Source organism: Neorhizobium sp. JUb45, from assembly GCF_004343585.1.
Classification (GTDB): domain Bacteria; phylum Pseudomonadota; class Alphaproteobacteria; order Rhizobiales; family Rhizobiaceae; genus Neorhizobium.
This window is the reverse complement of sequence record NZ_SLYW01000002.1, coordinates 1,110,800-1,136,066: the sequence shown is the minus strand read 5'-3', so window position 1 is coordinate 1,136,066 and position 25,267 is coordinate 1,110,800. Positions and strand designations below refer to the sequence as shown.

Sequence of the window (25,267 nt, the reverse complement as noted above, 5' to 3'; positions counted from 1 at the left end):
AAGACGCCTCAACGGCCCCAAAAACACAAAAGGCGCGGAAAAATCCGCGCCTTTTGTTTGTCGTCTGTCTGGCATTCAGGGATTTCTCGCCATCCGCCAGGTCCTATTCGTCGCGATAGACCTTTTCGCGTCTTTCGTGGCGTTCCTGCGCCTCGATCGACAGGGTGGCGATCGGACGGGCGTCGAGACGCTTCAAGCCGATCGGCTCTCCTGTCTCTTCACAGTATCCATATGTGCCCTCATCGATCCGCTGTAGGGCGGAGTCGATCTTGGAAATCAGCTTGCGCTGACGGTCACGGGCACGCAATTCAATAGCGCGATCGGTTTCGGAAGAGGCTCTGTCTGCTAGGTCGGGGTGGTTTGCGCTTTCCTCAGCCAGGTGGCCGAGCGTTTCGCGCGCTTCTCTGAGGATGTCATTCTTCCAGGCGATCAATTTGGCCCTGAAATAGGCCTTTTGTCGCACATTCATGAACTCGTCTTCTTCCGAAAGGACGAAGCTGCTAAGATCGATCTTCTCACTCAACGCGATTTCTCCTGAAGAACAGAACTTATGCGGCGCTCTATATCCCTAGGGTGGCAGCGATTCAAGTCTGATACGCGTCGTTAATGCATTTTTAAAACTGACACAAAAATCGGCTAAACGGCTAATTTTAAAGCACTTCCACCGATTGATTCGGAAAATACCCTGCGCCGCCGACCTGCAACCGAGCTGTGCATGACGGGTAGTTGACGCGGATCGCGACATGGCGTTACCCCTGATGTCCACGCGTTTTGACCGGCAGAGGCCTCCATGACGATCATCGAACCGCCACCTTCGCGAATCTATCTCCTGCGTCACGCTCGTGCCGCACAGGCGCAATCAGGCCAGCGCGATTTTGATCGCGAATTGGACGATCGCGGGTACGGCGAGGCCGAACTGGTCTGTGAAAAGGCTGTGGATAAAGGGTATCGCCCTGATCTGATCCTGTCCTCCACCGCCACCCGTTGCCGCCAGACGGCGGATGCAATGCACCGGGCCATGGCAGGCGAATGCGTCATGCAGGCGGTTGACGAAATCTATAACGGCACGGTCGAGACCTATCTGGCGCTGCTGGCCGGACAGGCGCCCTCACCCTCGGTCATGCTGGTCGGGCATAATCCGTCGATCGAGGAAACGCTGGAAAGCCTGATTGGCCGTGAGCAGTTGCGCTCGGCCATTCCCGGCGGCTATCCGACCGCCGGCCTTGCCGTCCTTGACCATGCCGGCGAAAGCTGGGTTCTGCACGACTTCATTTTCGCCTGAGGCCGAGGCAATAGAGCCGAACTGCTCCATCCTGCAATGATCCGGCAGGGACATTCTTCCTTCCGGCGCTTGCCCTCCCTATATGCAGGACAGGCATCGCCTTGAGATGCCGCCAGCAACCGGGATCACGCCTTGCCGCCTTCTCTGACCAGTTTCACCGACGACGCCCGTATCGCCTTCGACACGCTGACCGACCGCGCCACCGGCCTCGTCAACCCGACGCTTCGTCTCGGCGTCACAGGCCTGTCCCGTGCCGGCAAGACGGTGTTCATTTCCTCGCTCGTCCATAATCTTCTGAACGCCGGCCGGTTGCCACTGTTCGAGCCGGTGCGTTCCGGCCGCGTTTCCGCCATCCGTCTTGAACCGCAGCCGGATGATGCCATCCCGCGGTTTCAGTACGAGGATCACATCCAGGCACTGGTGCGCGAACGCATATGGCCGGATTCGACCCGCGCCATTTCCGAACTGCGCATCACGCTGGACTATCAAAGCGCCAGTGGCTGGAACCGCATGTTTTCGCCCGGTCGCCTGTCGATCGACATTGTCGATTATCCCGGCGAATGGCTGCTCGATCTGCCGCTTCTGGCGCAGGATTACAAAACGTTTTCCGACAATGCCGTAACGCTCGCCGGTGGTGGCGTGCGTGCGGAGCTGGCGCGTGAATGGCTCGGCCTTTGCGCCAGCATCGACATGGAAGGCCCGGCCGACGAGATGACGGCACGCCGTCTGTCGGAAAGTTTCGCCACTTATCTGAAGGCCTGCAAATCCGACGAACGCTCGCTCTCCACCCTGCCGCCCGGCCGTTTTCTTCTGCCCGGAGAACTGGACGGCTCGCCGGCGCTGACCTTTGCGCCGATGCCGAACGTGGCGGAGACGCGTCCCGAAAAAGGCTCGCTGAGGGCCATGATGGAGCGCCGTTTCGAAGCCTATAAGAGCGTCGTCGTAAAACCGTTCTTCCGCGAACATTTTGCCCGCCTTGATCGCCAGATCGTGCTGATCGATGCGCTGCAGGCGGTCAACCGTGGCCCGGAAGCGGTGCAGGATCTGGAGAGGGCGCTGTCCGATGTGCTCGCCTGTTTCCGCCCCGGCACCAATTCCTTTCTCAGCTCGCTGCTCGGCCGCCGTATCGACAAGGTGCTGGTTGCCGCCACCAAGGCCGACCATCTGCACCACGAAAGCCACGACCGGCTGCAGGCGATTACCCGCCGCCTCGTCGATCGCGCCATCCACCGTATCGGCATGACCGGCGCCGGCATCGACGTGATGGCGCTCGCCTCCGTGCGGGCCACCCGCGAGGCAACAGTCCGCGAGGATGGTCACCTGCTGCCCGTCATCACCGGCACGCCCATGGCCGGCGAGCGGATCGGCGACGAAATTTTCGACGGAATAAAGAAAACTGCGATCTTTCCCGGCGACTTGCCGGACAGCCCGGAATTGTTCTTTCGCGAAATCGATAAAGTGGATGAAAAAACGGATCTACCTGATTTGAATATCGTACGTTTTCGCCCTCCCGCAGTCGAAGAAAACACCGGCGGCATCGCTTTGTCCGTGCCGCATATCCGCCTTGACCGCGCCATGCAGTTCCTGTTCGGAGACCGTCTCGCATGACCCCATCCGACGAACACAGCAAGCCCCCGGCATCACCATCCTCCGACACGCCGCGCCGTCGCCCGACGGCGTTTACGGTCGAAAGCGAGCGCGATCTTCCGTTAGCCGCCAGCCGCCCGCCGCGCAGTTTTGACGATGGCATAACCGCCACGGCCGATGCCGACGATCCCTTCCTCGGCGCCACCGACGCGGATCTCGCGAATGTGCCTGTCGCCCTGCCCCGTCACCACGGTTTTTCGTTCGGCAAACTCGCCGCAGGTGCTTTTGGTGTGTTCGCCTCCTTCGCCTTCGGCCTGTGGGCAGACAGCGTCATCCGCGATCTTTTTTCCCGATCCGACTGGCTCGGCTACACCGCCATCGGCCTTCTCTCCGTCGCGCTGGCCGCGCTTGCCGTCGTTGTGGCGCGCGAGGTGCTGGGCCTGTTGCGGATCGGTGCCGTACAGTCACTCAAGGCCGATGTTGTCGCGATCGAGACCGGCACCGACTCGGCAACGGGCGCAAAATCGACCCGCGCCCTCGTCACACGCCTCACCGCAATCCTGTCACACCGCGCCGAGACCGCGCGCGGCCGTGCCGCATTGGACGCGACGAAGGACGAGATCATCGACGGCCCGCATTACCTCGACCTCGCGGAACGCGAGTTGATGACGCCGCTCGACCGCGAGGCGCGGCTGCTGATTCTCGCCGCCTCGAAACGCGTCTCGGTCGTCACCGCCATCAGCCCGCGCGCCGTGGTCGATCTTGCCTATGTGCTGTTCGAAGTGTCGCGCCTGGTGCGCGCCATGGCGGAACTGTACGGTGGCCGGCCCGGCACGCTCGGCATGTTCCGGCTGCTGCGTGATGTCATTGCGCACCTTGCCGTCACCGGCTCGATTGCGGTGGGTGACGGCATCGCCCAGCAGGTGCTTGGACACGGTCTGGCCGCCCGGCTTTCCACCCGACTCGGTGAAGGCGTGATCAACGGATTGCTGACCGCCCGTATCGGTATCGCCGCCATGGATCTGTGCCGGCCTTTGCCCTTCCGAGCCCTGAAACGGCCGGGAATAGGCGATTTCATGGGGGATATCGTCGCCACATCGAAACCAAAAGACCCGGCGTGAAACACCCGACGAACAGCAAAAGAAACCACTCATTAACCATCCTCCGCTAATTTGCGGGCTCTACCAGTTGGCCTTTGCCAGGGAATTTTTGAATGGTTTCGCGCATCTTTTCGCTGTTCGGTGGCTTTGCCGTCGCCATCTCCGTCGCCACGGTTGCGATGGCTCCCGAGGCTGGCGCTGCGTCGCGCGATCAGGTCTTTTTCGAAAGCGCCGCCGGCACCTGGAAAGGTCCCGGCGAAATCGTCGCCGGAAAATACAAGGGCACCAAGTTCACCTGCAATCTCATCGGTGCAGCGACTTCAGAGGGTGACGCCGGCCTGAAACTCGACGGCACCTGCCGCGTCGGCGTCTTCAAGCAGCCGATGAATGCCACCATCATCAAGACGGCCAAGGGTTATACCGGCAAGTTTCTGGATGGCGCCGAAGGCAAGGGTCTCGACATCACCACCGGCTCGCTCAACGGCGAGCGCATCGTTCTCGGCATAAACCGCGCCAAGCTGAACGGCGCCATGGTTGCCAGCATGAAGAGCGACAACGACATGAACATCACCATCTCGGTGAAGGTGGAGGAGCAGATGATCCCGGTCATCGGCCTGACCCTGACGCGCGACCTCGACCAGATGGCCGTCGGTTCGATCAAGAACTGATCTTCATCTCCACCAGTCGCGGCTTTCGTCCGCGACGGATATTCCACCGACATCTGCAAGGGCGAGCCAGGATGATACCGGCTTGCCCTTTATCATGAGATCTGCGGCGATATCGGCCAGCGGCATCAGCACGAAGGCACGCTCGGTCATGCGCGGATGCGGCAGTTGCAGCGGCTGCGTATCCTTCTCCACGTCCCCGTAAGTCAGCACATCGATATCGATGGTGCGCGGCCCCCAGCGCTCCAGCCGCTCCCGCTTCATCGTCTTTTCGATCGACAGACCCGTCGCCAGCAGATCCTCCGGCGCGAGCGTGGTTTCGATCAGGGCACAGCAGTTGAAGAAGTCCGCCTGATCGGTCTTCCCCCAGGGCGGCGTGCTGTAAAGTCTTGATACGGCCAGCACACGACAGTCGTCACGACCGTCGAGCAGGCGCAGCGCCTGCGCCATCGCCGCCTTAGGATCGCCGATATTGCCGCCGAGCCCGAGCGTCGCCTTGCTCCAGACGTTGTCAGGGACGGTGGTCAATACGGACCTCCACATAGTCGAGAATGCCGGGGATCGGCACGCTCGGCTTGCGCACGGCGATTGCGGCACGCCTGATCTGCGGGAAACGCTTGCACAGAGCCAGCGCGATATCCTGCGCCAATGCCTCGATCAGATAACGGCGCTGACCGGTCACCACCGCCTCGATCACCTGAAAGGCGATGCCGTAATGCACGGTGTCTTCGATCTCGTCGGTGTGCAGCGCCTTGCCGCCCTCGACCTCCAGTTCGGCATCGACGAAGAAGCGCTGGCCGAGCCGCTCTTCTTCGCTCAACACGCCGTGGCGGGCGAAGAACGAACAGTTTTTCAGATAGATCGTATAGAGCGTCATGGCCTTGTCTCCACGCTATCCCGGTTTCCGGCTTTCGCTGCCAAAAGAATCGCATCCGCCACGCGAAGCGCATCGCGATTGGCAGCCACGTTATGAACCCTGAAAACATGCGCGCCCGCCAGCCTCAGAACGGCGGTCGTCGCCGCAGTTCCGACGTCGCGCTCGTCCGCACGCTCGCGGCCGGTCATCGCACCGATGAAGCGCTTGCGCGAGGTGCCGATCAGGAGCGGCAGGTCCAGCGCATGCAGTTCGGCAAACCGCGCCATCAGTTCGGCTTCGTCTTCGCGGGTCTTGGCAAATCCGAAACCCGGATCGAGCATGATTTTTTCGCGCGCCACGCCAGCCGCATCGGCGATCCGAAGCGCATTTCTGAAAAACAGGAACTGGTCCTCGATCACATCCGGCAGCTTCTCCGCCTCGCGACCGCGACCGGTATGCATGATGCAGAGGCCCGCGCCGGTTTTCGCCGCGATGTCGGCAATCGACGGATCGTGGCTGAGGCCATAGACGTCATTGATGATATGCGCCCCGGCGTTCACGGCCGCCGACGCGGTGGCTCCGCGATAGGTATCGATCGAAATCAACGCATCGGTTTCCGCCGCGAGGCGCTCGATCACCGGCAACACGCGGCGCTGTTCTTCCGCTTCGCTCACCGGTTCGGCACCCGGCCGTGTCGATTCGCCGCCGATATCGATGATGACGGCACCCTCAGTGATGCAGGCCTTGGCATGCGCCACTGCCGCATCGACATTGTCGTGCCGGCCGCCATCGGAAAAGCTGTCGGGCGTCACGTTGACGATCGCCATCAGATGGCCGCTCGTGGCCAGATCCAGCGACCGACCATGACCGACCTGCCAGACGCCATTGCCGGAAACGTTGTTGCCGAGGAGACTCACGGTCATCCCAATCCTTGCTTTGTACACGTGAAATTGCGTGGCTTCTGTTGCGCTCGGGTGGGCTATGCCCCAAGCTTTGCGCCAGTTCAATCTGCCAGCACCCGAGAATACCATTGATGCGCAGCTTTCGCCGTTCGCCCCGGGTGCCGGTCCTCAAATCAGCAACGACGTTGACGATCCTGCTGGCGCTGACGGCACCGCTTGCCGCGCAGCCAGTCGTCACCAAGACCTATTCCTATTTCTCGATCGGCGGCAAGACAGCAGAAGATCTCGACGCCGAACTGGAACGTCGCGGCCCGCTGACCCGCCATACCGGTGCCCGGCATCCCGGCGCGACCGAGATCAAGTTCGGCGGTGAAGTCAGCTATGTGGAACGCGGCGGCCGTTGTTCCATCGGCGCTGTCAAGGTCACGGTGCGCACCCACATCATCCTGCCACGCTGGCGCAATCGCGGCGCGGCATCCGGCACGCTGGCATCGATCTGGGATGCGCTTTCGGCAGATATCAAACGCCATGAGGAACGCCACGCCGAAATTGCCCGCACGCACGCACGCACTCTGGAAGCACGGCTGCTGGCCATTCGCCCGGCCCGCGACTGCGATATCCTCGAAAAGCGCGTCGGCGAGATCAGCCGCGAGGCGATCGATTCGCATGACCGCGAACAGGTGCGTTTCGATGCGGTCGAATCGAAGAATTTCGACAGCCGCATCATGCGTGTTTTGAAAAACAGGGGTGTTTCGGCGCAGTAAGATCGCGCCCGATCGGCCCAAATCCTTCACGTCTCAGCAAAACAAGCCGCGCAATTTTGTCGCAGTGGAACCGAACCGGCAGGTTCGGCGTTGCCTCGCCACGCCTTGGCGAGCACAAAACCCGCCAAGCCGCAGGCGCCTGTCTGCCTGCCGTAAACTTGACATCACGCAAATGTTGCCTTGCAGCAATTTTACATACAGACTAACACGTATGTAAATTGCCGTCTTTGGGTCCATGGGGTTCTCTATGCGAATGAAACTGCCCGTCGCTGGTCTGTTGGTTGCCAGCCTTTCCGTTCTTGCCGCCTGTCAGAAGGAAGATCAGGCGGCGGGGGCGCCCCCTGCCCGCCCACCGTCTGCCGTCGGCGTCATCACCGTGCAGCCCGAAACGCTGCCGATCAACAGCGATCTGCCGGGCCGCATCGCCCCGACGCGTCTTGCCGAAGTGCGCCCACGCGTTTCGGGCATTATCGTCGAGCGTGTGTTCGAGCAGGGCTCGCTGGTCAAGGAAGGCGATGTGCTCTATCGCATTGACCCGGCACCGTTCCAGGTAGAACTCGACCGCGCCGAAGCGACACTGCGCAGCGCCGAGGCACAGCAGCTGCAGGCCCGCCAGACGGCCGACCGCCAGACCCAGCTGAGCAAGTCCAACGTTGCATCCCGCGCGGAATTCGACACCGCCATCGCCCAGCTCGCACAGGCCGATGCCCAGGTATCTGTCGCCCGCGCCGGTGTCGCCTCGGCAAAGCTCAGCCTGCAATATGCCAATGTGACCGCGCCAATCTCCGGCCGCATCGGCCGTGCGCTGATTACCGAAGGCGCACTGGTTAGCTCGACCGGTTCTGAAAATCTCGCCACCATCCAGCAGCTCGACCCGATCTATGCCGACTTTACCCAGCCGGCCGCCGATCTCGTGCGCCTGCGCCGTGCCCTGCAGAACGGCAAGCTGATGACCGGCCCCAATGAGGCCAAGGCACAGCTGATGCTCGACGATGGCAGCAAGTATCCGCAGGACGGCCGCCTGCTGTTCTCCGAAGCCGCCGTTGACGAGACGACCGGTCAGGTCACCTTACGTGGTGAATTCCCCAACCCGGACGGCGATCTTCTGCCGGGCATGTATGTCCGCGTGCAGATCGAACAGGGTCTCGAGCGCGACACCTTCGCCGTGCCGCAGCAGGCCATCCAGCGTGATGCCGGCGGCAAGGCAAGCCTTCTCGTTGTCGGCGCCGAAGACAAGGTCGAGCAGCGCCCGGTCACGGTCGGTCGTGCACTCGGCGAACGCTGGGTCATTTCCGCCGGCCTGAAGGCTGGCGACCGCGTCATCGCCGACGGTTTCCAGAAGACCGGGCCCGGCGCCACCGTCAAGCCGCAGCCCTGGTCGCCGGAAAAGCCGGCAACGGAAGAAGCCGCGCCGGATAACAACGCCGAAAAGCCGGCTGAGCCCGCGAAGCAGTAAGGACCCGGTTTCATGGCACGTTTCTTTATCGACAGGCCCATCTTTGCGTGGGTCGTCGCAATCTTCATCATGCTGGCGGGTGTGATCACCATTCCAATGCTGCCGATTGCGCAGTATCCGAATGTCGCACCGCCGCAGATTACCGTTTCCACAAACTATCCGGGTGCTTCGCCCGAAGACATCTATCAGGGCGTGACACGCCCGATCGAAGAGGAACTGAACGGTGTTCCGGGCCTGATCTACTTCGAATCGCAGTCGGAATCCTCCGGCCGCGTGTCGATCAACGTCACGTTCGCGCCCGGCACCAATATCGGTGAAGCCCAGGTCGAAGTGCAGAACCGCATCGCCCGCGCCGAACCGCGCCTGCCGAGCGCCGTGACCTCTCAAGGGTTGCGCGTCGAACAGGCCGGCACCTCGTTCCTGATGGTCGTGTCGCTCACCTCGACGGACGGCCAGACGGACGCTATCGGCCTCGGTGACTATCTGCAGCGCAACGTCATCGGCGAAATCCGCCGCGTGCCGGGCGTCGGCTCGGCCCAGCTGTTCGCCAGCCAGCGCTCCATGCGTATCTGGATGGACCCGGACAAGATGGTCGGCTTGAGCCTGACTGCCGCCGACGTCACCGCCGCGATCACCGCACAGAATGCTCAGGTTGCTGCCGGTCGTATCGGCGCCACCCCGAACCCGATCGGCCAGCAGATTTCCGCGACGATCAACGTTCAGGGCCAGCTGACCGATCCTGAACAGTTCGGTGCGATCGTTCTGCGCGCCAACCCTGACGGCTCGTCGGTTCGTCTGCGCGACGTTGCCCGCATCGAAGTGGGTGCGGAAAGCTACAACTTCTCGTCTCGCCTCAACGGTAAGCCGAGCGCGGCGATCGGTGTGCAGCTGTCGCCGACCGGCAATGCGCTTGCGACGTCGGAAGGCGTCAAGCAGATCATGGAAGAACTGAAGGAATATTTCCCCTCGGGCGTCGAATACGAAATTCCGTATGACACCAGCCCGTTCGTGGAAGTATCCATCGAAAAGGTCATTCACACCCTGATCGAGGCGATGATCCTCGTTTTCGTGGTGATGTTCATCTTCCTGCAGAATTTTCGCTACACCGTCATCCCGGCGCTGGTCGTGCCGGTAGCCTTGCTCGGCACCTGCGCGATCATGTTCGTCGCCGGGTTCTCGATCAACGTGCTGACGATGTTCGCCATGGTTCTGGCGATCGGCATTCTCGTCGATGACGCCATCGTCGTCGTCGAAAACGTCGAACGCATCATGGCGGAGGAAAAGCTGTCGCCGAAGGAAGCGACGAAAAAGGCGATGGGCCAGATTTCCGGCGCCATTATCGGCATCACCATGGTCCTGTCGGCCGTGTTCATCCCGATGGCCTTTTTCCCCGGCGCCGTCGGCATCATCTACCAGCAGTTCTCGCTGACCATGGTCGTATCGATCCTGTTCTCGGGGTTCCTCGCGCTCTCTCTGACACCGGCGCTGTGCGCCTCCTTCCTCAAGCCAGTTGCCGATGATCATCACGACAAGAAGGGCTTGTTCGGGATGTTCAACCGCGGCTTCGACAAGGCGTCGCACGGTTATTCTGGCGGTGTTGGCAAGCTCATCAAGCGCTCCGGTCGCTTCATGATCATCTATGTCGCACTGCTGGTCGGCCTCGGCTGGGCTTACACGCAGCTTCCGAGCTCGTTCCTGCCCAACGAAGACCAGGGCTTCCTGATCGTCGACGTTCAGGCGCCGGCTGAAGCCAGCACCGACCGCACCACGGAAGTCATTTCGCAGATCGAGAAGATCGCGCTGAAGGAAAAGGCCGTCGAGCGTATCATCGCCATCAACGGCTTCTCCTTCTCGGGTTCCGGCCAGAATGCCGGCCTTGCCTTCATCACCCTGAAGGACTGGGACGAGCGCGGTCCGGAAGACTCCGCCGATGCCCTTGCGGGACGTATCAACAGCCAGATTTTTGGCCTGCGTGATGCCATCGCCTTCTCGCTGTCGCCGCCGCCTATCCAGGGTCTCGGCAACTCGTCCGGCTTCACCTTCCGTCTGCAGGACCGTTCCGGTCAGGGTCAGACGGCACTGGGTGCAGCACGTGATCAGTTGATGGCGGAAGCGGGCAAGAGCCCCATCCTTGCCGGCCTGCGTATCGAAGGCATGCCCGACGCCGCACAGGTCAACCTGCTGATCGACCGCGAAAAGGCCAACACATTCGGCGTTACCTTCGCGGACATCAACTCCACCATCACCGCCAACCTCGGCTCGTCCTACGTGAACGACTTCCCGAATAACGGCCGCATGCAGCGCGTCACCGTTCAGGCGGAAGGCAACCAGCGCATGAAGACCGACGACCTTCTGAAGCTGAACGTTCGCAACGCCAGCGGCGGCATGGTGCCGATGTCCTCCTTTGCGACTGCCGAATGGGTGCGTGGCCCCTCGCAGGTGATCGGCTACAACGGTTATCCCTCGATCCGTATCGCCGGCCAGGCCGGTCCGGGCTATTCCTCGGGTGACGCGATCGCCGAAATGGAGCGTCTCGCCGACCAGCTGCCGTCCGGTTTCGGTTACGAGTGGACGGGCCAGTCGTTGCAGGAAATTCAGTCGGGCTCACAGGCGCCGGCGCTGATCGCGCTGTCCATCCTGTTCGTCTTCCTGCTTCTGTCGGCGCTGTATGAAAGCTGGTCGATCCCGTTGTCGGTCATGCTCGTCGTGCCGCTCGGCGTTATCGGCTCGGTCGCTGCGGTGATGATCCGCGACATGCCGAACGACGTCTACTTCCTCGTCGGCCTGATCACCATCATCGGCCTGTCGGCAAAGAACGCCATCCTGATCATCGAGTTCGCCAAGGACCTGCGTGCCGAAGGCCGCAGCGTCTATGATGCTACCGTCGAGGCAGCGCATCTGCGCTTCCGCCCGATCCTGATGACGTCGCTTGCCTTCACGCTCGGTGTTGTCCCGATGGCAATCGCCACCGGCGCCAGCGCCGCCAGCCAGAACGCCATCGGTACCGGCGTTCTCGGCGGCATGATCTCCGCCACCATCCTGGCGATCTTCTTCGTCCCGGTCTTCTACGTGTTCATCATGCGGCTGTTCTCCAAGGACGCCCGCAAGGAACCGCTGGAAGCCAGCAAGAGCGAAGACAAGCCCGGCACGACGGCGCACTGACACTTTCACGGGAAGCCCCAGCGTTTCCCGTGATGGAGGATCATCGTCGACAGGTTTTTCGGGGCGCCTTTTTTCGAGGTGCCCCGAAAGTCGGCGGGAAGGAGGAGAAATGAGACGGACCAAGGCTGAAGCAGCGGAAACCCGCGCAGCCATTCTCGATGCAGCCGAAAAGATGTTTTTCGAAAAGGGCGTCGGATCGACGACCCTTGATGAAATCGCGGCATCCGCGGGCGTGACACGCGGCGCGGTCTACTGGCACTTTCACAGCAAGACCGATATTTTTCTCGAACTCTACAACACGTTCCGACTGCCGCTCCTCAACATGCTGGAACTGCGCGATCCTGCCTGTTGCGGCATGGATGCTCTGACCATGATCGAGGATTCGGCCTGTGAATGGATGCAGGTCATGGCGACCGACCAGCAGCGCCAGCGCATGCTGACCATCCTTCTACGCACCAATTTCACCGAGGAATTCGCGCCCGTTCAGCAGGCGATGAAGGAACTCGAAGAGCTTCACAATACCCAGCTCGAACAGATCCTGCAGCGCGCGCAAGCCAACGGCAAGCTGGCCACAGGATGGACGCCCGCCTCTGCCTGCTATGCGGTCAAGTGGATGATCAAGGGCATATGCTGGGACTGGCTGCTTGGCGGCCGCAATTTCGATCTGGATTCGGAAGGCTGCGGCTGCGTGCGGCGGTTGTTCGCCAGTTTCCGCAATCCGGCATCGCCCTGCGCATCAGCCACCGCCTGATCACAGGATCCTGCATCATTGCGGGACTCGGCTGCATCACAATGCGGCAATGCCAGCTGCAATCTGAAACTTACGCGAGCCTTTCGTCCTCTGCGATCAATCAGAGGTAATTTCTTCGGCTGGCATATTTCAACGATCGCTTATATTATCAATTTCAGTTGATCGGGTTTCAAATCCTGCGGCGCCGAGCAAGGCGGTGCGAATGCGCAGCAGGTGCGCCGATCCTGATAACCGACAGTCGGTTTCGGATCGCGCGCCATTCTTCTGGCCCCCTATCGGGCTTTGTACGGTGTTCTCCCGGTGCGTCCCATTGCTGCTGGTGTTCCCTCCCTCACCTGCAGCGACGTGCCTACCTCAAACCTCGCTTCGCTCCGGCGCAGCGAGGTTTTTTTTGGCCAACCGAAATTTGGGAAATACGCGTCAGCCCTGACGTTCGGGCACGCTGACGACCAGCCCGTCGAGGGCCGGCGTCATCTTGATCTGACAGGAGAGCCGCGAGGTGGGGCGCAGGTCGAAGGCAAAGTCGAGCATGTCTTCTTCCATCGGCGCCGGCCCGCCGACCGTTTCCGTCCATGCGTCGTCCACATAGACATGACAGGTGGCACAGGCACAGGCACCGCCGCATTCGGCATCGATGCCCGGCACGGAATTGCGCACGGCATTTTCCATCACCGTAGAGCCGTCAGCGGCGTCGAGTTCGAAACGGGTACCGTCGAAGGCAACGATTGTGAGCTTTGTCATGATCTGCGTATCCGGGCTTTATGGGGTGATGCAAAGCCCATCTCTCTCGGACAAAACCCTTGGTCAGTCAACAACGGCCGCGACCCGGAACGGCCAGAACCGCCGCCTTTTGCGGTGGTTCGGGGTATTTTCGCCACGCCTGACGCATGTCGCGCAAAAGTGTGTAGCGGTTTTGCGATAACGACATGCGACGACACAGATCTAAAGCGTGAAAGCTAATCCGAAGGATCGCGACATGCTTTAGCGGCAGAGCTTGTTGATAAAGTTTTCAGCCTCGATCACCGCCGCGCCGAAACGCGAGAAGGTTGCCGCGTCATCCTGCCCGGCTTCGATTTCGCCGGCGACGGCCGCAACCTTGAAGGCGCCGACAGCATTGGCCGCGCCCCTGATTCGATGAGCGACGGTTGCTGCCGGAATTCTGCCCTCACCCATTTCGGTCAGAGCAGCCCGCGCCTGGCGTGCAAACAGTGACAGGATCTCGACTTCAAGGTCCTTGTCCCCCATGGTCTGGCGGGCCAGATGAACGAGATCGACGGGACGGGTGGCGGAGGGTCCGACATCTGTCGCATTGTCGGGCATCTGGTGAGCGGATACGGCGGCAGACATGGGCATTCGTCCTGTTGTTGGATATGAGGCAATTTCCCGATTTTGCCGGGCGAAAATGCTTATCCACCTAAAATCCGGCACAATCCCGACGGCTTTTCTGCAGTCATGGTTAATTTTGACTAAGCCTCGTGTTTTGAAGGGTTTTGACGTCCCGATATGGTATATTTTCTGTTAACAGGCCTGCGCTGTATGGCTTGTGCGGCTGCTCCGAATTGTAACGGAACGGCGAATGTGCCACTACAATACGCTTGGCAAGCGCGTGTGCCTCGGTTTCGGCCAAATTTTCACGCACCGGAAGGCGGGTCGGTAAGCATTCCTTATCATCCCTTTGAAATGAAAGCGTTCCGGACTGGAATAAAGATTAGGACGATCCGATCGCCGGCAACCGTCGGCGGCGGCTTCAACCGACAGGCATGTCACCCGTACCCATTTGCATGCGGCACCGGGTTGGATGATATGACCGGTGTTAGTAACGAGGCGTAACCGCATGGTGAAGAACAACAATAGCGATGCGATCGACGAAACCGCGTTTCAGGCGCTGGAAGATGCGCTGAACAACGATTTCGAAGACGATCCCAAGCCTCGCTCTGGCTCCACTTCCCAAGCGCGGGAGAAGACCGTGTCCGAAAAGCCTCCGCAGCAGCGACAGCCATCCGCAGCAGCGGAAGCATCACCGCGTGAAAAACAGGCGGCCGCACGCCAGGCCGAAGTCCGCAAGGCCGCAGCCGAACAGGCGCGCCCTGCAGCAGCCGAACCGACCGCGCCGAAATCCCCGACATTCTCGCCTGCCAACGATGCCAGCCGCCGCCCGACCGCAGCCCTTTTGCGCACGCTCGATGGTGGCGCGATGCGCAATGCGCTGCGCAACTCCACGATTCTCTCCACCCTCTGGGCAATTGGTGGCCTCGGCCTTGGCCAGTTGATCTATGGATCGCAGATCTGGCAGTTCACCTCGGTCGCGCAGATTCTCGAAACGCCGGGCGTCGTTGCCATTGGCGTCGGCATTTTCGTGCCGATCATGCTGTTTTATGCCTTCTCGATCATGATGGCGCGTGCGCACGAGTTGCGCGCTGCGGCCCGTTCGATGGCTGAAGTGGCTCTGCGCCTGTCCGAGCCGGAAACGATCGCCACCGACCGCATCATGTCCGTCGGCCAGGCCGTGCGCCGCGAAGTCATGGCGATGAACGAGGGCATCGAGCGCACCATTGCCCGCGCAACCGAGCTGGAAACCCTCGTCCATTCGGAAGTGAACGCGCTGGAGCGCAGCTATGCCGATAACGAGCTGCGCGTACGTGGTCTCGTGCATGAACTCGGCACGGAACGTGACGCCATCGTCAACCATGCCGATCGTATCCGCTCCTCCATCGTCGGCGCTCACGACCAGCTCAAGGAAGATCTGTCGCTGGCCACCGAGGAAATTTCGGTGCGTCTGGCCACTTCGGGCGAAGCCTTTGCCTCGATGATCGAGACGCGCGCAGCCACCCTGATGGAACGCTCGAACGCCGCAGGCGAAGCCCTCGGCTCGCTGTTGACGGCCAAGACCGATAGCATGGTCCAGACGTTGCAGGCCTCCGGCAAGCAGCTCGCCGGCGAATTCGACGTCCGCCTCGACGACCTGTCGAAGACGCTGGCCGAACGCGGTCAGGATCTGCTTGGCCAGTTCGAAACCCGCGCTTCGACGCTCGATGCCAACACCGAGAAGCTGAACGCGGCCCTCTCGGATCGCACCCGTCAGCTGAACGAAACCCTGGTCGCTCGCACACGCGAAATCACCGAGGGTCTGACCTCTGGCGAACGTGCCATCACCGGCACGCTCGACGGCGTCATCTCGTCGCTCAATACTGCTCTCGACGAGCGCGGTTCGACCTTCCGTCAGAGCCTGCAGAACGCTGCCGACGACGCGGTCATGGATCTCGACCTGCGCACCGGCCTGTTCGAAGAACGCCTGCAAGCGACGATCGGTCAGTTGAGCACCACGTTCGATTCGGGCCTCGACGAATTCACCACGGCCTTCGATCAGCGCTCCGGCTCGCTCGACAGCAAGCTCAGCGACAGCCTTATCCGTATCAAGGAAAGCGTCACGGGCGGTTCCGAGGCTCTGGAAGGCATTCTGTCCTCCAGCATCGACCGCATCGGATCGGCCTTCACCGATCAGTCGCTCGCACTTGCGACCACGCTTGGTACCAGCCAGGAAATCCTCGAAAGCACGCTTGAATCCGGCACCGCCCAGATCAGCGATGCGCTTGACGCGCGCAGCCGTGCCTTCACCGAAGCGTTTGACGCACGCAGCGCCGAGTTGCAGGAAGCCATCGACGACAAGAGCCTTGCGCTCACCCTCGGCCTAGCCACCTCAAGCGAAGCCCTGGCCGAAAACCTCGATGCCCGCACGGCCGAGTTCCAGCAGGCCATCGATGATCGCAGCCTCGCGCTGACGGTCGGCCTTGCGACCTCCGCAGCAGCGCTGACCGAAGGCCTCGACGCCAGCACCAATGAATTCCAGCAGGCGATAGACAATCGCAGCCGCGTGCTTGCCGAGACGCTCGACAATTCTGGCCGCAGCCTGACCGAAAATCTCGAAGTTTCGGGCCGCGCTCTGAACGAAAGCCTGGAAGCATCGGGCCGCGCCTTCTCCACCGATTTCGACGCCAAGAGCCGCGAACTCTCCGGCGCACTGGAAGGTCGCGCCCAGGAATTCACAGAGGCGCTCAACGCACGCGCAGCGGAAATCACCGACAGCTTTGGCGGAGCGCACGAGCGTATCGATGCCGTCATGGCGGAACGCAGCGGCGCGCTCTTCAACGCCCTTTCCGACAGCCAGACGCGCTTCGACGACACGCTGGCCGGTCATTCGGCTGCCATCGTCAACGCCGTCAGCGGCAGCCACGAGCGTCTGGCCGAAGTGCTGGACGAGCGCACCGCACGTATCGAAAATGCCGTCGGCGGAGCGCCTGAGCGTCTTGCCGGTGTTCTTGACGATCGTGTTGCGGCCATGGAAACCGTTCTGTCTGCCGGTCATCAGCGTATCGAGCAGGATCTCGGCCGCCGCATGACCGACATGGGCGACATGGTGTCCAAGAGCAGCGAACGCCTTGGCGAAATCTTCGACGACAAGTCGATGGAAATGGCGACATCGCTGGCACTCGGCGAAGACCGCCTGAACAGCGCCATCGAGGACAAGGCAAACGCCCTTCTCGAAACCGTCAACAATGCCGACGAACGCGTCGCAGCCGCCTTTATTGCGCGCACGGAAAACCTGCAGGGCGTCTATTCGGAAAACCAGCAGCGCCTCGAAGCCACGCTCGAAAACCGCGGTGCCGAAATCACCCGCGCTCTCGAGCAGGGTGCCGAACAGATCGACCGCTCGGTCGGCGGCGGTGCCGGCCGTATCGAAATGGCGCTCGGCCAGAATGCCGAACGTTTCGAAGACACGATCACCGACGGCCTGCTGCGCATGGAAACCATGATGAGCACCGGCCATGAGCGGGTCTCCGAAACCATGGATGCCGGCAATGAGCGTCTGTCGGAAACGCTGGATGGCTCTTACGAGCGCATGCGCACCACGCTCGACGATCGCCGCGACATGATCTCGGCGACGCTGACGGAAGCCGAAGGCCAGTTCAGCGAAATGCTCGCCGACCAGGCAACGTCGATCGGCACCTCGATCGCCACCAGCGCCAGCATGCTGGAAATGACGCTTGAACTGCAGCAGGAAGGCCTGCGTGGTCTCGTCGATGGCGTCGGCAACGATCTCGAAGGCCGCCTCACCTCCAGCGCCGGCGAAATCGCCGCCAAGCTGAGCACGGCCGCTGCCGAGATCAACCGCTCTGCCGACCAGTTCTCCAGCCGTATCGAAAAAACCGTCGGCGGCGTTTCCACCGCCCTCAACGAGACCAGCGAACGCGTCGATGGCACGCTCACCGGCCTCGAAGGCCGCATGCGCGAGCAGCTCGGTTCGGTCTCCGAATTGGTCGATGGCGTTGGCCGCAATCTCGGCGAAACACTTGCCGAGCGCACATCCGATCTGGAGCGCATTGCCGGCGAAGCCGCAACCCGTATCGAAGCGAGCCTTGACGGCGGCAGCAGCCGTCTCGAAGCCGCCAGCGAAACGGCTGCAGCCCGCATCGACGGTACGTTCGAAACCGGCACCGGTCGCCTTGAAGAGCGCCTCGGCACGATGGACCGCGCCCTCAATGTCGGCCTCGATGCCGTCAGCCGCACCATCGAAGGCAAGGCAGCAACGCTTGCTTCCGCCATGCGCGACGCCGTCACAACGGCTGCCGAAGGCATGGACAGCGAAGCCATGCGCGCCGTCGAATCGCTGTCGCGTGCCGGCACGCAGTTCTCCGAGGAACTCGGCGCCCGCAATGCCGAATTCACGCAGTCGATCGAGAACCGTTCCAACGAGATCGTCGGCCGCATTTCCGAAACGCAGGGCCGTCTTTCCGGTCAGGCCGCAGCCGTTGCACAGGCATTCTCCGAAGCCGGCAATTCGATCGTCAACAAGGTTGCCGAAGCCGATGCGCTGGTAAAGGGTCAGGTCGCCGCCATTACGGAAGCACTCGGCGACGCAGAAAAGTCGCTCGGCGAGCGCGGCGACAATGTCCGCAGCGCGCTGTCGCAGACTGCCGGTGAAATCAATGCCGCCATAGATCAGGTCGACAAGGCACTGGAAGCCCGCGGCGAAGCCATCCGCTCGTCGCTGGACAACCGTTCGCGTGACCTCAACTCGATGCTGGCTAGCCGTTCGGCCGAATTCTCGCGCCTGATCGACGAAAAGGCACGCCCGGCTCTCGAACAGGCTGCCGAATCCGGCCGCCTCGCTGCCGAGCAGCTGACCTCTGCCGCCGAACAGACGGCCGGCCGTCTTTCCGCAGCCGCGGAAGAAACCAGCCAGCGCCTGCGCCAGGAAAACAATGCATTGGTCGAGGCACTTGCTGCCCGCACCAACGACACGCTGTCGGCCATCAGCCAGCGCGGCGACGAAGTTGCCGGCAAGATGCAGGGCGTCGAGCAGGGTCTGGCCGCCAGCGTCCACAGCCTTATCTCGCGCCTTGAAGACAGCAACACGGGCATCGCCTCGCTGGTTCAGCGCACCGCTGCCGAGCTTGGTGGCACGATCGAACGCGCTGCTGAACAGCTTGGTGCCGCCGACGAACGTCTCGGCGCCACTGCCGACCGGTTCTCGCAGTCTGCCGCCCAGTCTGCCGACGTCGTATCGAGCGCCAGCCGTCTTCTCGAAAACAATGTCGAGCGTCTGTCGACCGTTTCGTCTGCAACTCTGTCCCAGGTCGGCAATATCGTCGGCCGCTTCGACGACCACTCGCGTGTTCTCGGCCAGGCGTCGGAACTGCTGGGTGCCGCCCAGTCCAACCTCGTCGGCACGCTCGACGAACGTCAGACGGCTCTGCGCGACCTTTCGGTCGGCCTCGTCAAACGCTCGGAAGAGATCGAACTCACCATGCGCAACCTGACGAACCTCGTCGAAGGCGCATTCGACCGCGCCGAGGATCGTTCCTCGCAGGTTTCCTCGCGCCTTCGCGAAGGCCTGCAGTCGTCCTTCGCCGATATCGGCCGCTCGCTTGGCGAAACACAGCAGCGTGCCGAAGCCACGGCGGAAAACATGCGCAACGCCTTCTTCAACGCCGGTCAGGAAGCGACCCGCGCCATTGAAGGTACGCTGGGTGATGCTGAACGCCGCTCGCGTGAACTGTCCGATCGCATGCGCGGTGGTATTGCCGGCTCGCTTGCCGATGTCGAGCGCATGCTCGCAGACGCTGCCGGCAAGTCCGACACGGCCGCCGATCAGCTGCGCGAAACGCTGCGCCAGTCGGTCGATGACGCGATCGGCCGTTTCGCCGGTGCGACCGACGAGATCCGCCGCTCGGCCGGCGACATCCGCAAGGAACTGGACGCCACCCGTTCGGAACTGAAGCGCGGTGCGTTCGACCTGCCGGAAGAAGCCAAGGAAAGCGCTGCCGCCATGCGTCGCGCCGTTTCCGAGCAGATCAAGGCCCTGCAGGATATCTCGACACTGGTCGGCCGTTCGGCCCAGCAGCTCGAAGTCGCCGAACCGGTTCGTCCGGCCCCGGCGCCTGCTCCGATGCCGGCTCCTGCTCCTGCTCCAATCGCCCCCCAGCCAATCGCACAGCAGCCGGTCTACACCCAGGCACCGATTGCACCGCAGCAGCCTGCCCCGGCTCTGCAGCAGCGCGTCGCACAGCCGGCTCCGGCCGCAACCCAGTCCCCGCGCGATATCCTGTCGGGCGGCATCTCGGGTGGCTTGGCCAGCGGCCTGCGTGGCTCTCTGCCGCTCGACCGTCCGGCACAGCAGCCGTCGCGCGCTGCCGAACCGCAGCGCCGCGATGAAAACGGTGGCTGGATCAGCGATCTGCTGCGTGGCGCTTCGCGTGACGAACAGCCGGCCGAATCCGCACCGCGCCAGCGTCCACCGCAGGAGCCGTCGACCCGCCATGGTGACAACCGCAACCCGCGTCACATGGTCGAATCGCTGAACTCGCTGTCGGTCGATATCGCCCGCGCCATCGACCATGAAGCTTCGGTCGACCTGTGGCGGCGTTACCAGCGCGGCGAGCGCGACGTCTTCACCCGTCGCCTCTACACGCTCAAGGGCCAGCAGACCTTCGACGACATCAAGAGCAAATACGATCGTGAACCGGAATTCCGGACTGCCGTTGATCGCTATATTGCTGATTTCGAAAAGCTGCTTGCCGATGTCGCACGCACCGACCGCGACAAGAGCGTCACGCAGAGCTACCTGACATCGGACACCGGCAAGGTCTACACCATGCTGGCACACGCAGCAGGTCGCTTCAACTGATCAACTGTCGCGTTAGTTGCTGATCAATAGTTGATACATCATCATTTTATGATAAAGTGCGCCACAGGAACCAGGAGGTTTCTGTGGCGCATCGCTATTCGGATGAAATCGATCTGAAACTCAGCCACCTGCGGGACATCCGCCGGTCGGCTTTACCGTTGCGCAGCGAGCACGAGGCGATGCGGTTGCTGCACTCGACCCAGGATGCTTTTCACGCGCTTATCTGTGCACGCGACGAAGATGAGGACGATCCGGTCAACGGAGATCAGTTGCTGCAGTCGTAAGGCTACACCGTCCAATGGCTACCGGGCTGGCATCTGCACTTCTTCCGACTTTTGTGTCTACTCAGACCGCCGAGGCAATGACACGCTGCCTTCCTGACGGACAGCGCAAACATCCTGCGGAAATGACAAGGCCAGGCCGAAAACAAAACAGCCCCCGGACGGTAATCCGAGGGCTGTTCAGCGTTTGTGATATCGAATGGACGTCAGATCGACTTCAGCGTCCAGTCAACGATGTCGGCGCCGACCTTGGCAAAGGCGCGATTGATGCCGGCGATGAAGGTGGCATTCTCTTCACCCGAGACCGGAACCGTCGCGCGGAAAACATTCTGGGCGCGTACCGAGCCGTTGCGGTCGTTGAGAATCTTGACGGATATCTCGACGACGGCCGCCTTGGGGCTGGATGCATTGATCTCGAAGGCGCGGATGTCGGTGACGACCTGGTAATCGATCGCAAGACCCTGCCCCGGCTTGCCGACGCCGCCGAGCTTGCCGGTATTCTCGAACGCCTGAACAAGCTTCGACTGCACGATGCGCGGCAGACGGTCACCCCATTGCGACTTGCCGAGATAACGGATTTCCGAGGGCGAGACCCGCACCACGACCTGCTCGCTATCCAGCGATTTCAGCGCGGTCGGCTCGGGAACGAGGATCTGTCTCGCCTTGGCGGAATCGCTGGTGCTCGCGACCGGTGTCAGCGACAGGTCGAACGTGTCGTTGTTGGCCTTGCTGCCGCAGCCGCTTAAGAGCGCTGCCAGGATAGGCAGCGTCAGCACCGCGCCGTGTCGGGCAAACCCAAAAGACTTCGAACCCATATTCACGCTCCCATCAGCCCTGTACTTGAACGCCTGATACGCCATCAACGTCGGGTCCTGCCGTCATAAGTTTTCACGTCCTCGCCGCCAAAGATCAGCCGCTGGGGGTCGTTGTCGAAATTGGTGATCGCCCGGTTGAGGTTATCAACCGTCTGGCGCATGTCGCCGACCAGTGTCTGCACGTTCTGCAGACCCGCCGACGAAAAGCGGTTGAGATTGTCGGCGATCGGGCCGATGCGGCCATTGAGATTGTCGGCGACGGCGCGGATCGACTGCAGCGTTTTCTGCGCTTCCGCGAACATGCCCTCGGAACTGTCGCCGCTCACCATCGTATCGACCTTGGCGAGGATGCCGTCCACGCGGCTCGATGCCTCGTTCAGCTTCTTGGCCAGTTCGCCAAAGTCACCGATCGCCCGATCGATCTCGTCACGACGGGCAGCCACGCCATCAACGACTTCTCGGGCAGACGCGACAGCGCCGCGTGCATCGGAAGACGCCTGGGTGATATTATCGACAGCCGAGCCGATCTGTTTGGGATCGACCGAGGCCATCAGCTGATCGGCGCGCTTCAGCACGCTCTGGGCATCGACACCAGCCTGTTTGAAGCTAGTGGCGGTGTCCTTGACCTCGGCAATGATCGCCGGCAGCTCGCCGGTCGAGGCGGCGATGTCGCCCGATACCTTTTCGGCATTGCTGAGGATGTTGTTGACCTTGTTGGCGTCGACGGCACGTACGAGCTGCTCAGCCGCTTCCAGCGTCGAATCCAGTCGCTGCGAAACCGTGTTGAACGTGCCCGACAATGCCGACAGGCTCTGCAGGAATTCGTCGATCGCACCGGAGTTTTCGCTCAGCGACGCGGTAAACGTCTCGGCATGCTTGATCGTCTGCGTCAGCGGTCCTCGGGCATCGGCGACAAAACCCTGGATGTCGCCAATCGCGGTATCAGCGCGTTTGAGGATCTGGTCGGCAGTTGCCAGAAGGTTGGTCACGCTCGACTGGTCGGCAATCAGCACGGCCGGCTTTCCGGCCTCCTGCGCCTTCTTGACGATGTTTTCTTCACCGACGCGGCCACCGGACAGTTCGATATAGGCAGCGCCCGTCAGGCCCTGCACTTCGAGAACGGCCTTGGTGGACGGATAGATCGGCGCTTCCAGCTGCACTTCGGTGAAGGCGATGGAGAAACGCGGGTCGTCCGGATCAATGGCAAGGTTGCGCACGGTGCCCACCGGAATACCGTTGAAGCGAACCGCGGAACCGACAGACAGGCCGTTGGCCGAGCCCGGAATGCGGATCGCCAGCTCACCGGTCGGTCCACCGCGGCCATATTGCGCCATCCAGTAGACGAAGCCGAATGCGGCAGCGACCACCAGAAGCGTGAAAAATCCGACGAGGGCGTAGTTGGCTTTGGTTTCCATAAATTCCGGTCACTTTTCTGGGTGTTCGGTGGCTCGGTCGACCGGCTCAGTCACAACCGATCGTGCGCGCTTGCCGCGGAAATAGGACTGAACCCAAGCGTCGTCGCAGGCAAACATGTCGTCCAGCGTTCCTTCCACCAATACCTTCTTCTGGCCGAGAACCGCAATACGGTCGCAGACGGAGAACAGGCTATCGAGGTCGTGTGTCACCATATAGACGGTCAGGCCCAGCGTGTCGCGCAGCTTGGCAATCAGGGCATCGAAATCGGCGGCGCCGATCGGGTCGAGACCGGATGTCGGCTCGTCGAGGAAAACGAGATCCGGGTCGAGCGCCAGCGCGCGCGCAAGCGCTGCACGCTTGATCATGCCGCCCGACAGTTCCGATGGATATTTGTTGGCCGCATCCGGCGGCAGGCCCACGAGTTCCAGCTTGAGATAGGCCAGCTCATCCATCAGCGACTGCGGCAGTTGCAGATACTCGCGCATCGGCAGCTGGATGTTTTCCTTCACCGTCAGCGCCGAAAACAGCGCGCCGTGCTGGAAAAGAACACCAAGCCGCGTGTCGAGCGAGATACGTTTCTGCTCGTCGGCGGTGTCGTAATCGACGCCGAGGATCTTGATCGTGCCGGAGCGGTGCGGCAAAAGACGCAGCACCGTGCGCATCAGCACCGACTTGCCGGTACCCGACGCACCGACAAAGCCCAGAATTTCGCCGCGATAGATATCGAGGTTGAGATTGTCTAGCACGATCTTCGACCCGAATCCGACGGTCAGATCGCGCACTTCGAGAATGACGTCGCGATCGCTGGTCGCCGGCGCTTTTCTCTCCAGTGTTTCGCTGTCGGCCGTCATATCCACCTCAAAAATCGATCGCGGAATAGAAGATCGCAAACAGCGCATCCATCAGGATGACCGCAAAGATCGACTTCACCACGGATGCAGTCACATGCTGGCCGAGCGACTCGGCACTGCCACCAACCTTCATGCCTTCGACGGCGGACACGATGCCTATGGCCAGCGCCATGAACGGCGCCTTGATCATGCCGGATGCGACGGAAGAATAGTCGATTGCCTCGTTGAGACGACCGAGGAAGGTTTCGAAGGTGATGCCCGAATAGGCCCAGGTGATCACCGCAGCACCCGTCAGCGCCGAAAAATTGGCGATGATGGCAAGAAGCGGCAGCGCGATGGTCAGCGCCACCAGCCGCGGAAACACCAGCACGCCGATCGGGTTGAGGCCGATCACGGTCAGCGCATCGATCTCCTCGCGCATCTTCATCGAGCCGATCTCGGCGGTGATCGCACTGCCGGAACGGCCGGCGATCATGATCGCGGTCAAAAGCACGCCGATTTCGCGCAACTGCAAAATGCCGACCAGATCGACGACAAACAGTTCGGCACCGAAATAACGCAGCTGGAACGCACCCTGCTGGGCGATGATCGCACCGATCAGAAAAGACATCAGGATGATGATCGGCGTGGCGCGCACGCCCATGCGGTCGATCTGGGTGACGACCGAGGCCGGCGAAACGCCGGTCCCATGGCCGAGCTTCATCTGCGCACCGCGCACCGCGGAGCCGAGAATATTCATCGCCGCGACGAGGTCCTGATAGAGCGCCACCATTGCTTCGCCGGGCGGTGCAAAAATGCGCTGGAACCGCGTGCTGTCGTCGACGATCTTTTCCGGCTCGGGCGTCCTTTCCGGCAGGACGTCCATCAGTTCCTGCAGCTTAGGATCGGCGCCAACCAGTTCGGCTTCGCCGCCGGCATCCTTCTGCCGCGTCATCATGCGGCGCAAAAGCCAGGCGCCTGCCGTGTCGATGCCGTCTATGCCGCTGACATCCACTTCCAGCCGGCCATTGGCCTTGCCGGTTTCAAGGCTTGCCAGCTTCGGCAGAACCGAGGAGATGCCATGGCTGCGCCAGCTGCCGGACAGAATGATACGCTGGCCGCCATTGTCGATCTCTTCGATCCTGATATCCGCGTCCGACGTTTCGGCGGGGTTCGGCTGTGCCTGCATAAATCTTCTTCTGCTCAAACGCCCGT

Annotated in this window: 20 protein-coding genes; 10 read left to right on the top strand and 10 right to left on the bottom strand. The window is 61.7% G+C overall.

Annotation, left to right across the window (positions count from 1 at the left end; all coding sequences use genetic code 11):
• Nucleotides 1-103: 103 nt before the first annotated feature.
• Nucleotides 104-523 (bottom strand): RNA polymerase-binding protein DksA, encoded by a 420-nt coding sequence (dksA, locus tag EDF70_RS12405; RefSeq protein WP_112733364.1) that lies wholly within the window; start codon nucleotides 521-523, stop codon nucleotides 104-106.
• A gap of 267 nt (nucleotides 524-790) precedes the next feature.
• Here dksA and EDF70_RS12400 point away from each other — a divergent pair, with 267 nt between their 5' ends.
• The 4 genes from EDF70_RS12400 (at nucleotide 791) to EDF70_RS12385 (ending at nucleotide 4,637) form a co-directional block, all read left to right on the top strand.
• Nucleotides 791-1,282: a histidine phosphatase family protein gene (locus EDF70_RS12400; protein ID WP_132273598.1), complete on the top strand. Its 492-nt coding sequence runs from the start codon at nucleotides 791-793 to the stop codon at nucleotides 1,280-1,282.
• Between the two features lie 132 nt (nucleotides 1,283-1,414).
• Nucleotides 1,415-2,890, top strand: a complete 1,476-nt coding sequence (locus EDF70_RS12395) for a YcjX family protein (protein WP_132273597.1) — start codon at nucleotides 1,415-1,417, stop codon at nucleotides 2,888-2,890.
• Nucleotides 2,887-3,990, top strand: a complete 1,104-nt coding sequence (locus EDF70_RS12390) for a TIGR01620 family protein (protein ID WP_132273596.1) — start codon at nucleotides 2,887-2,889, stop codon at nucleotides 3,988-3,990. The genes EDF70_RS12395 and EDF70_RS12390 overlap by 4 nt, the downstream gene beginning before the upstream one ends.
• 92 nt (nucleotides 3,991-4,082) lie before the next feature.
• Complete coding sequence (locus tag EDF70_RS12385) at nucleotides 4,083-4,637, top strand: hypothetical protein (protein ID WP_132273595.1); 555 nt, start codon at nucleotides 4,083-4,085, stop codon at nucleotides 4,635-4,637.
• A 3-nt stretch (nucleotides 4,638-4,640) separates the two neighbouring features.
• On the opposite strand, the gene folK is transcribed toward EDF70_RS12385, so the two are convergent.
• Genes folK through folP form a run of 3 tightly spaced genes read right to left on the bottom strand, consistent with a single transcriptional unit; the run spans nucleotide 4,641 to nucleotide 6,413 of the window.
• Nucleotides 4,641-5,162, bottom strand: coding sequence for a 2-amino-4-hydroxy-6-hydroxymethyldihydropteridine diphosphokinase (gene folK, locus EDF70_RS12380; RefSeq protein WP_281033585.1), 522 nt, complete (start codon nucleotides 5,160-5,162; stop codon nucleotides 4,641-4,643).
• Nucleotides 5,146-5,511: a dihydroneopterin aldolase gene (folB, locus tag EDF70_RS12375; protein ID WP_132273593.1), complete on the bottom strand. Its 366-nt coding sequence runs from the start codon at nucleotides 5,509-5,511 to the stop codon at nucleotides 5,146-5,148. Before folB ends, folK begins: the two co-directional genes overlap by 17 nt.
• A complete protein-coding gene (gene folP, locus EDF70_RS12370) occupies nucleotides 5,508-6,413 on the bottom strand; it encodes a dihydropteroate synthase (protein WP_132273592.1) in 906 nt (301 codons plus the stop codon). The genes folB and folP overlap by 4 nt, the downstream gene beginning before the upstream one ends.
• Before the next feature lie 110 nt (nucleotides 6,414-6,523).
• Between folP and EDF70_RS12365 the strand changes: the two genes are divergently transcribed.
• The 4 genes from EDF70_RS12365 (at nucleotide 6,524) to EDF70_RS12350 (ending at nucleotide 12,525) form a co-directional block, all read left to right on the top strand.
• Nucleotides 6,524-7,156: a DUF922 domain-containing protein gene (locus EDF70_RS12365; RefSeq protein ID WP_132273591.1), complete on the top strand. Its 633-nt coding sequence runs from the start codon at nucleotides 6,524-6,526 to the stop codon at nucleotides 7,154-7,156.
• A 247-nt stretch (nucleotides 7,157-7,403) separates the two neighbouring features.
• Nucleotides 7,404-8,612: an efflux RND transporter periplasmic adaptor subunit gene (locus EDF70_RS12360; protein ID WP_132273590.1), complete on the top strand. Its 1,209-nt coding sequence runs from the start codon at nucleotides 7,404-7,406 to the stop codon at nucleotides 8,610-8,612.
• Nucleotides 8,613-8,624: 12 nt separating this feature from the next.
• Entirely contained in the window at nucleotides 8,625-11,774 is a 3,150-nt protein-coding gene (locus EDF70_RS12355) for an efflux RND transporter permease subunit (protein ID WP_132273589.1), read from the top strand.
• Between the two features lie 109 nt (nucleotides 11,775-11,883).
• Entirely contained in the window at nucleotides 11,884-12,525 is a 642-nt protein-coding gene (locus tag EDF70_RS12350) for a TetR family transcriptional regulator (protein WP_132273588.1), read from the top strand.
• Nucleotides 12,526-12,945: 420 nt separating this feature from the next.
• Here the strand turns inward: EDF70_RS12350 and EDF70_RS12345 are convergent, their stop codons facing one another.
• Nucleotides 12,946-13,266, bottom strand: coding sequence for a 2Fe-2S iron-sulfur cluster-binding protein (locus EDF70_RS12345; protein WP_132273587.1), 321 nt, complete (start codon nucleotides 13,264-13,266; stop codon nucleotides 12,946-12,948).
• Between the two features lie 240 nt (nucleotides 13,267-13,506).
• Complete coding sequence (locus tag EDF70_RS12340) at nucleotides 13,507-13,872, bottom strand: Hpt domain-containing protein (RefSeq protein WP_132273586.1); 366 nt, start codon at nucleotides 13,870-13,872, stop codon at nucleotides 13,507-13,509.
• Between the two features lie 487 nt (nucleotides 13,873-14,359).
• Here EDF70_RS12340 and EDF70_RS12335 point away from each other — a divergent pair, with 487 nt between their 5' ends.
• Both EDF70_RS12335 and EDF70_RS12330 read left to right on the top strand, forming a co-directional pair.
• A complete protein-coding gene (locus EDF70_RS12335; RefSeq protein ID WP_132273585.1) occupies nucleotides 14,360-20,710 on the top strand; it encodes a hypothetical protein in 6,351 nt (2,116 codons plus the stop codon).
• 83 nt (nucleotides 20,711-20,793) lie between these two features.
• Nucleotides 20,794-20,994: a hypothetical protein gene (locus EDF70_RS12330; protein ID WP_132273584.1), complete on the top strand. Its 201-nt coding sequence runs from the start codon at nucleotides 20,794-20,796 to the stop codon at nucleotides 20,992-20,994.
• A gap of 203 nt (nucleotides 20,995-21,197) precedes the next feature.
• On the opposite strand, the gene EDF70_RS12325 is transcribed toward EDF70_RS12330, so the two are convergent.
• Genes EDF70_RS12325 through EDF70_RS12310 form a run of 4 tightly spaced genes read right to left on the bottom strand, consistent with a single transcriptional unit; the run spans nucleotide 21,198 to nucleotide 25,241 of the window.
• Nucleotides 21,198-21,806 carry an ABC-type transport auxiliary lipoprotein family protein gene (locus EDF70_RS12325; RefSeq protein ID WP_132273583.1) on the bottom strand — a complete coding sequence of 203 codons (609 nt, stop codon included), beginning with the start codon at nucleotides 21,804-21,806 and terminating at the stop codon, nucleotides 21,198-21,200.
• A gap of 44 nt (nucleotides 21,807-21,850) precedes the next feature.
• On the bottom strand, nucleotides 21,851-23,221 hold the full coding sequence (locus EDF70_RS12320; RefSeq protein ID WP_132273582.1) for an MlaD family protein: 1,371 nt from the start codon (nucleotides 23,219-23,221) through the stop codon (nucleotides 21,851-21,853).
• A 9-nt stretch (nucleotides 23,222-23,230) separates the two neighbouring features.
• Entirely contained in the window at nucleotides 23,231-24,073 is an 843-nt protein-coding gene (locus EDF70_RS12315; protein WP_132273581.1) for an ABC transporter ATP-binding protein, read from the bottom strand.
• Nucleotides 24,074-24,080: 7 nt separating this feature from the next.
• Complete coding sequence (locus tag EDF70_RS12310) at nucleotides 24,081-25,241, bottom strand: ABC transporter permease (RefSeq protein WP_132273580.1); 1,161 nt, start codon at nucleotides 25,239-25,241, stop codon at nucleotides 24,081-24,083.
• Nucleotides 25,242-25,267: the final 26 nt, after the last annotated feature.

What these genes read in the sequence shown, in the direction of transcription:
- EDF70_RS12400 (WP_132273598.1), top strand. Translation starts at nt 791, where the DNA reads ATGACGATCATCGAACCGCCACCTTCGCGAATCTATCTCCTGCGTCAC.
- EDF70_RS12325 (WP_132273583.1), bottom strand. Translation starts at nt 21,806, where the DNA reads ATGGGTTCGAAGTCTTTTGGGTTTGCCCGACACGGCGCGGTGCTGACG.
- folB (WP_132273593.1), bottom strand. Translation starts at nt 5,511, where the DNA reads ATGACGCTCTATACGATCTATCTGAAAAACTGTTCGTTCTTCGCCCGC.
- EDF70_RS12345 (WP_132273587.1), bottom strand. Translation starts at nt 13,266, where the DNA reads ATGACAAAGCTCACAATCGTTGCCTTCGACGGTACCCGTTTCGAACTC.
- EDF70_RS12365 (WP_132273591.1), top strand. Translation starts at nt 6,524, where the DNA reads ATGCGCAGCTTTCGCCGTTCGCCCCGGGTGCCGGTCCTCAAATCAGCA.
- EDF70_RS12350 (WP_132273588.1), top strand. Translation starts at nt 11,884, where the DNA reads ATGAGACGGACCAAGGCTGAAGCAGCGGAAACCCGCGCAGCCATTCTC.
- EDF70_RS12320 (WP_132273582.1), bottom strand. Translation starts at nt 23,221, where the DNA reads ATGGAAACCAAAGCCAACTACGCCCTCGTCGGATTTTTCACGCTTCTG.
- EDF70_RS12385 (WP_132273595.1), top strand. Translation starts at nt 4,083, where the DNA reads ATGGTTTCGCGCATCTTTTCGCTGTTCGGTGGCTTTGCCGTCGCCATC.
- EDF70_RS12390 (WP_132273596.1), top strand. Translation starts at nt 2,887, where the DNA reads ATGACCCCATCCGACGAACACAGCAAGCCCCCGGCATCACCATCCTCC.
- EDF70_RS12335 (WP_132273585.1), top strand. Translation starts at nt 14,360, where the DNA reads ATGGTGAAGAACAACAATAGCGATGCGATCGACGAAACCGCGTTTCAG.
- EDF70_RS12360 (WP_132273590.1), top strand. Translation starts at nt 7,404, where the DNA reads ATGCGAATGAAACTGCCCGTCGCTGGTCTGTTGGTTGCCAGCCTTTCC.
- EDF70_RS12355 (WP_132273589.1), top strand. Translation starts at nt 8,625, where the DNA reads ATGGCACGTTTCTTTATCGACAGGCCCATCTTTGCGTGGGTCGTCGCA.
- EDF70_RS12315 (WP_132273581.1), bottom strand. Translation starts at nt 24,073, where the DNA reads ATGACGGCCGACAGCGAAACACTGGAGAGAAAAGCGCCGGCGACCAGC.
- EDF70_RS12340 (WP_132273586.1), bottom strand. Translation starts at nt 13,872, where the DNA reads ATGTCTGCCGCCGTATCCGCTCACCAGATGCCCGACAATGCGACAGAT.
- folP (WP_132273592.1), bottom strand. Translation starts at nt 6,413, where the DNA reads ATGACCGTGAGTCTCCTCGGCAACAACGTTTCCGGCAATGGCGTCTGG.
- EDF70_RS12310 (WP_132273580.1), bottom strand. Translation starts at nt 25,241, where the DNA reads ATGCAGGCACAGCCGAACCCCGCCGAAACGTCGGACGCGGATATCAGG.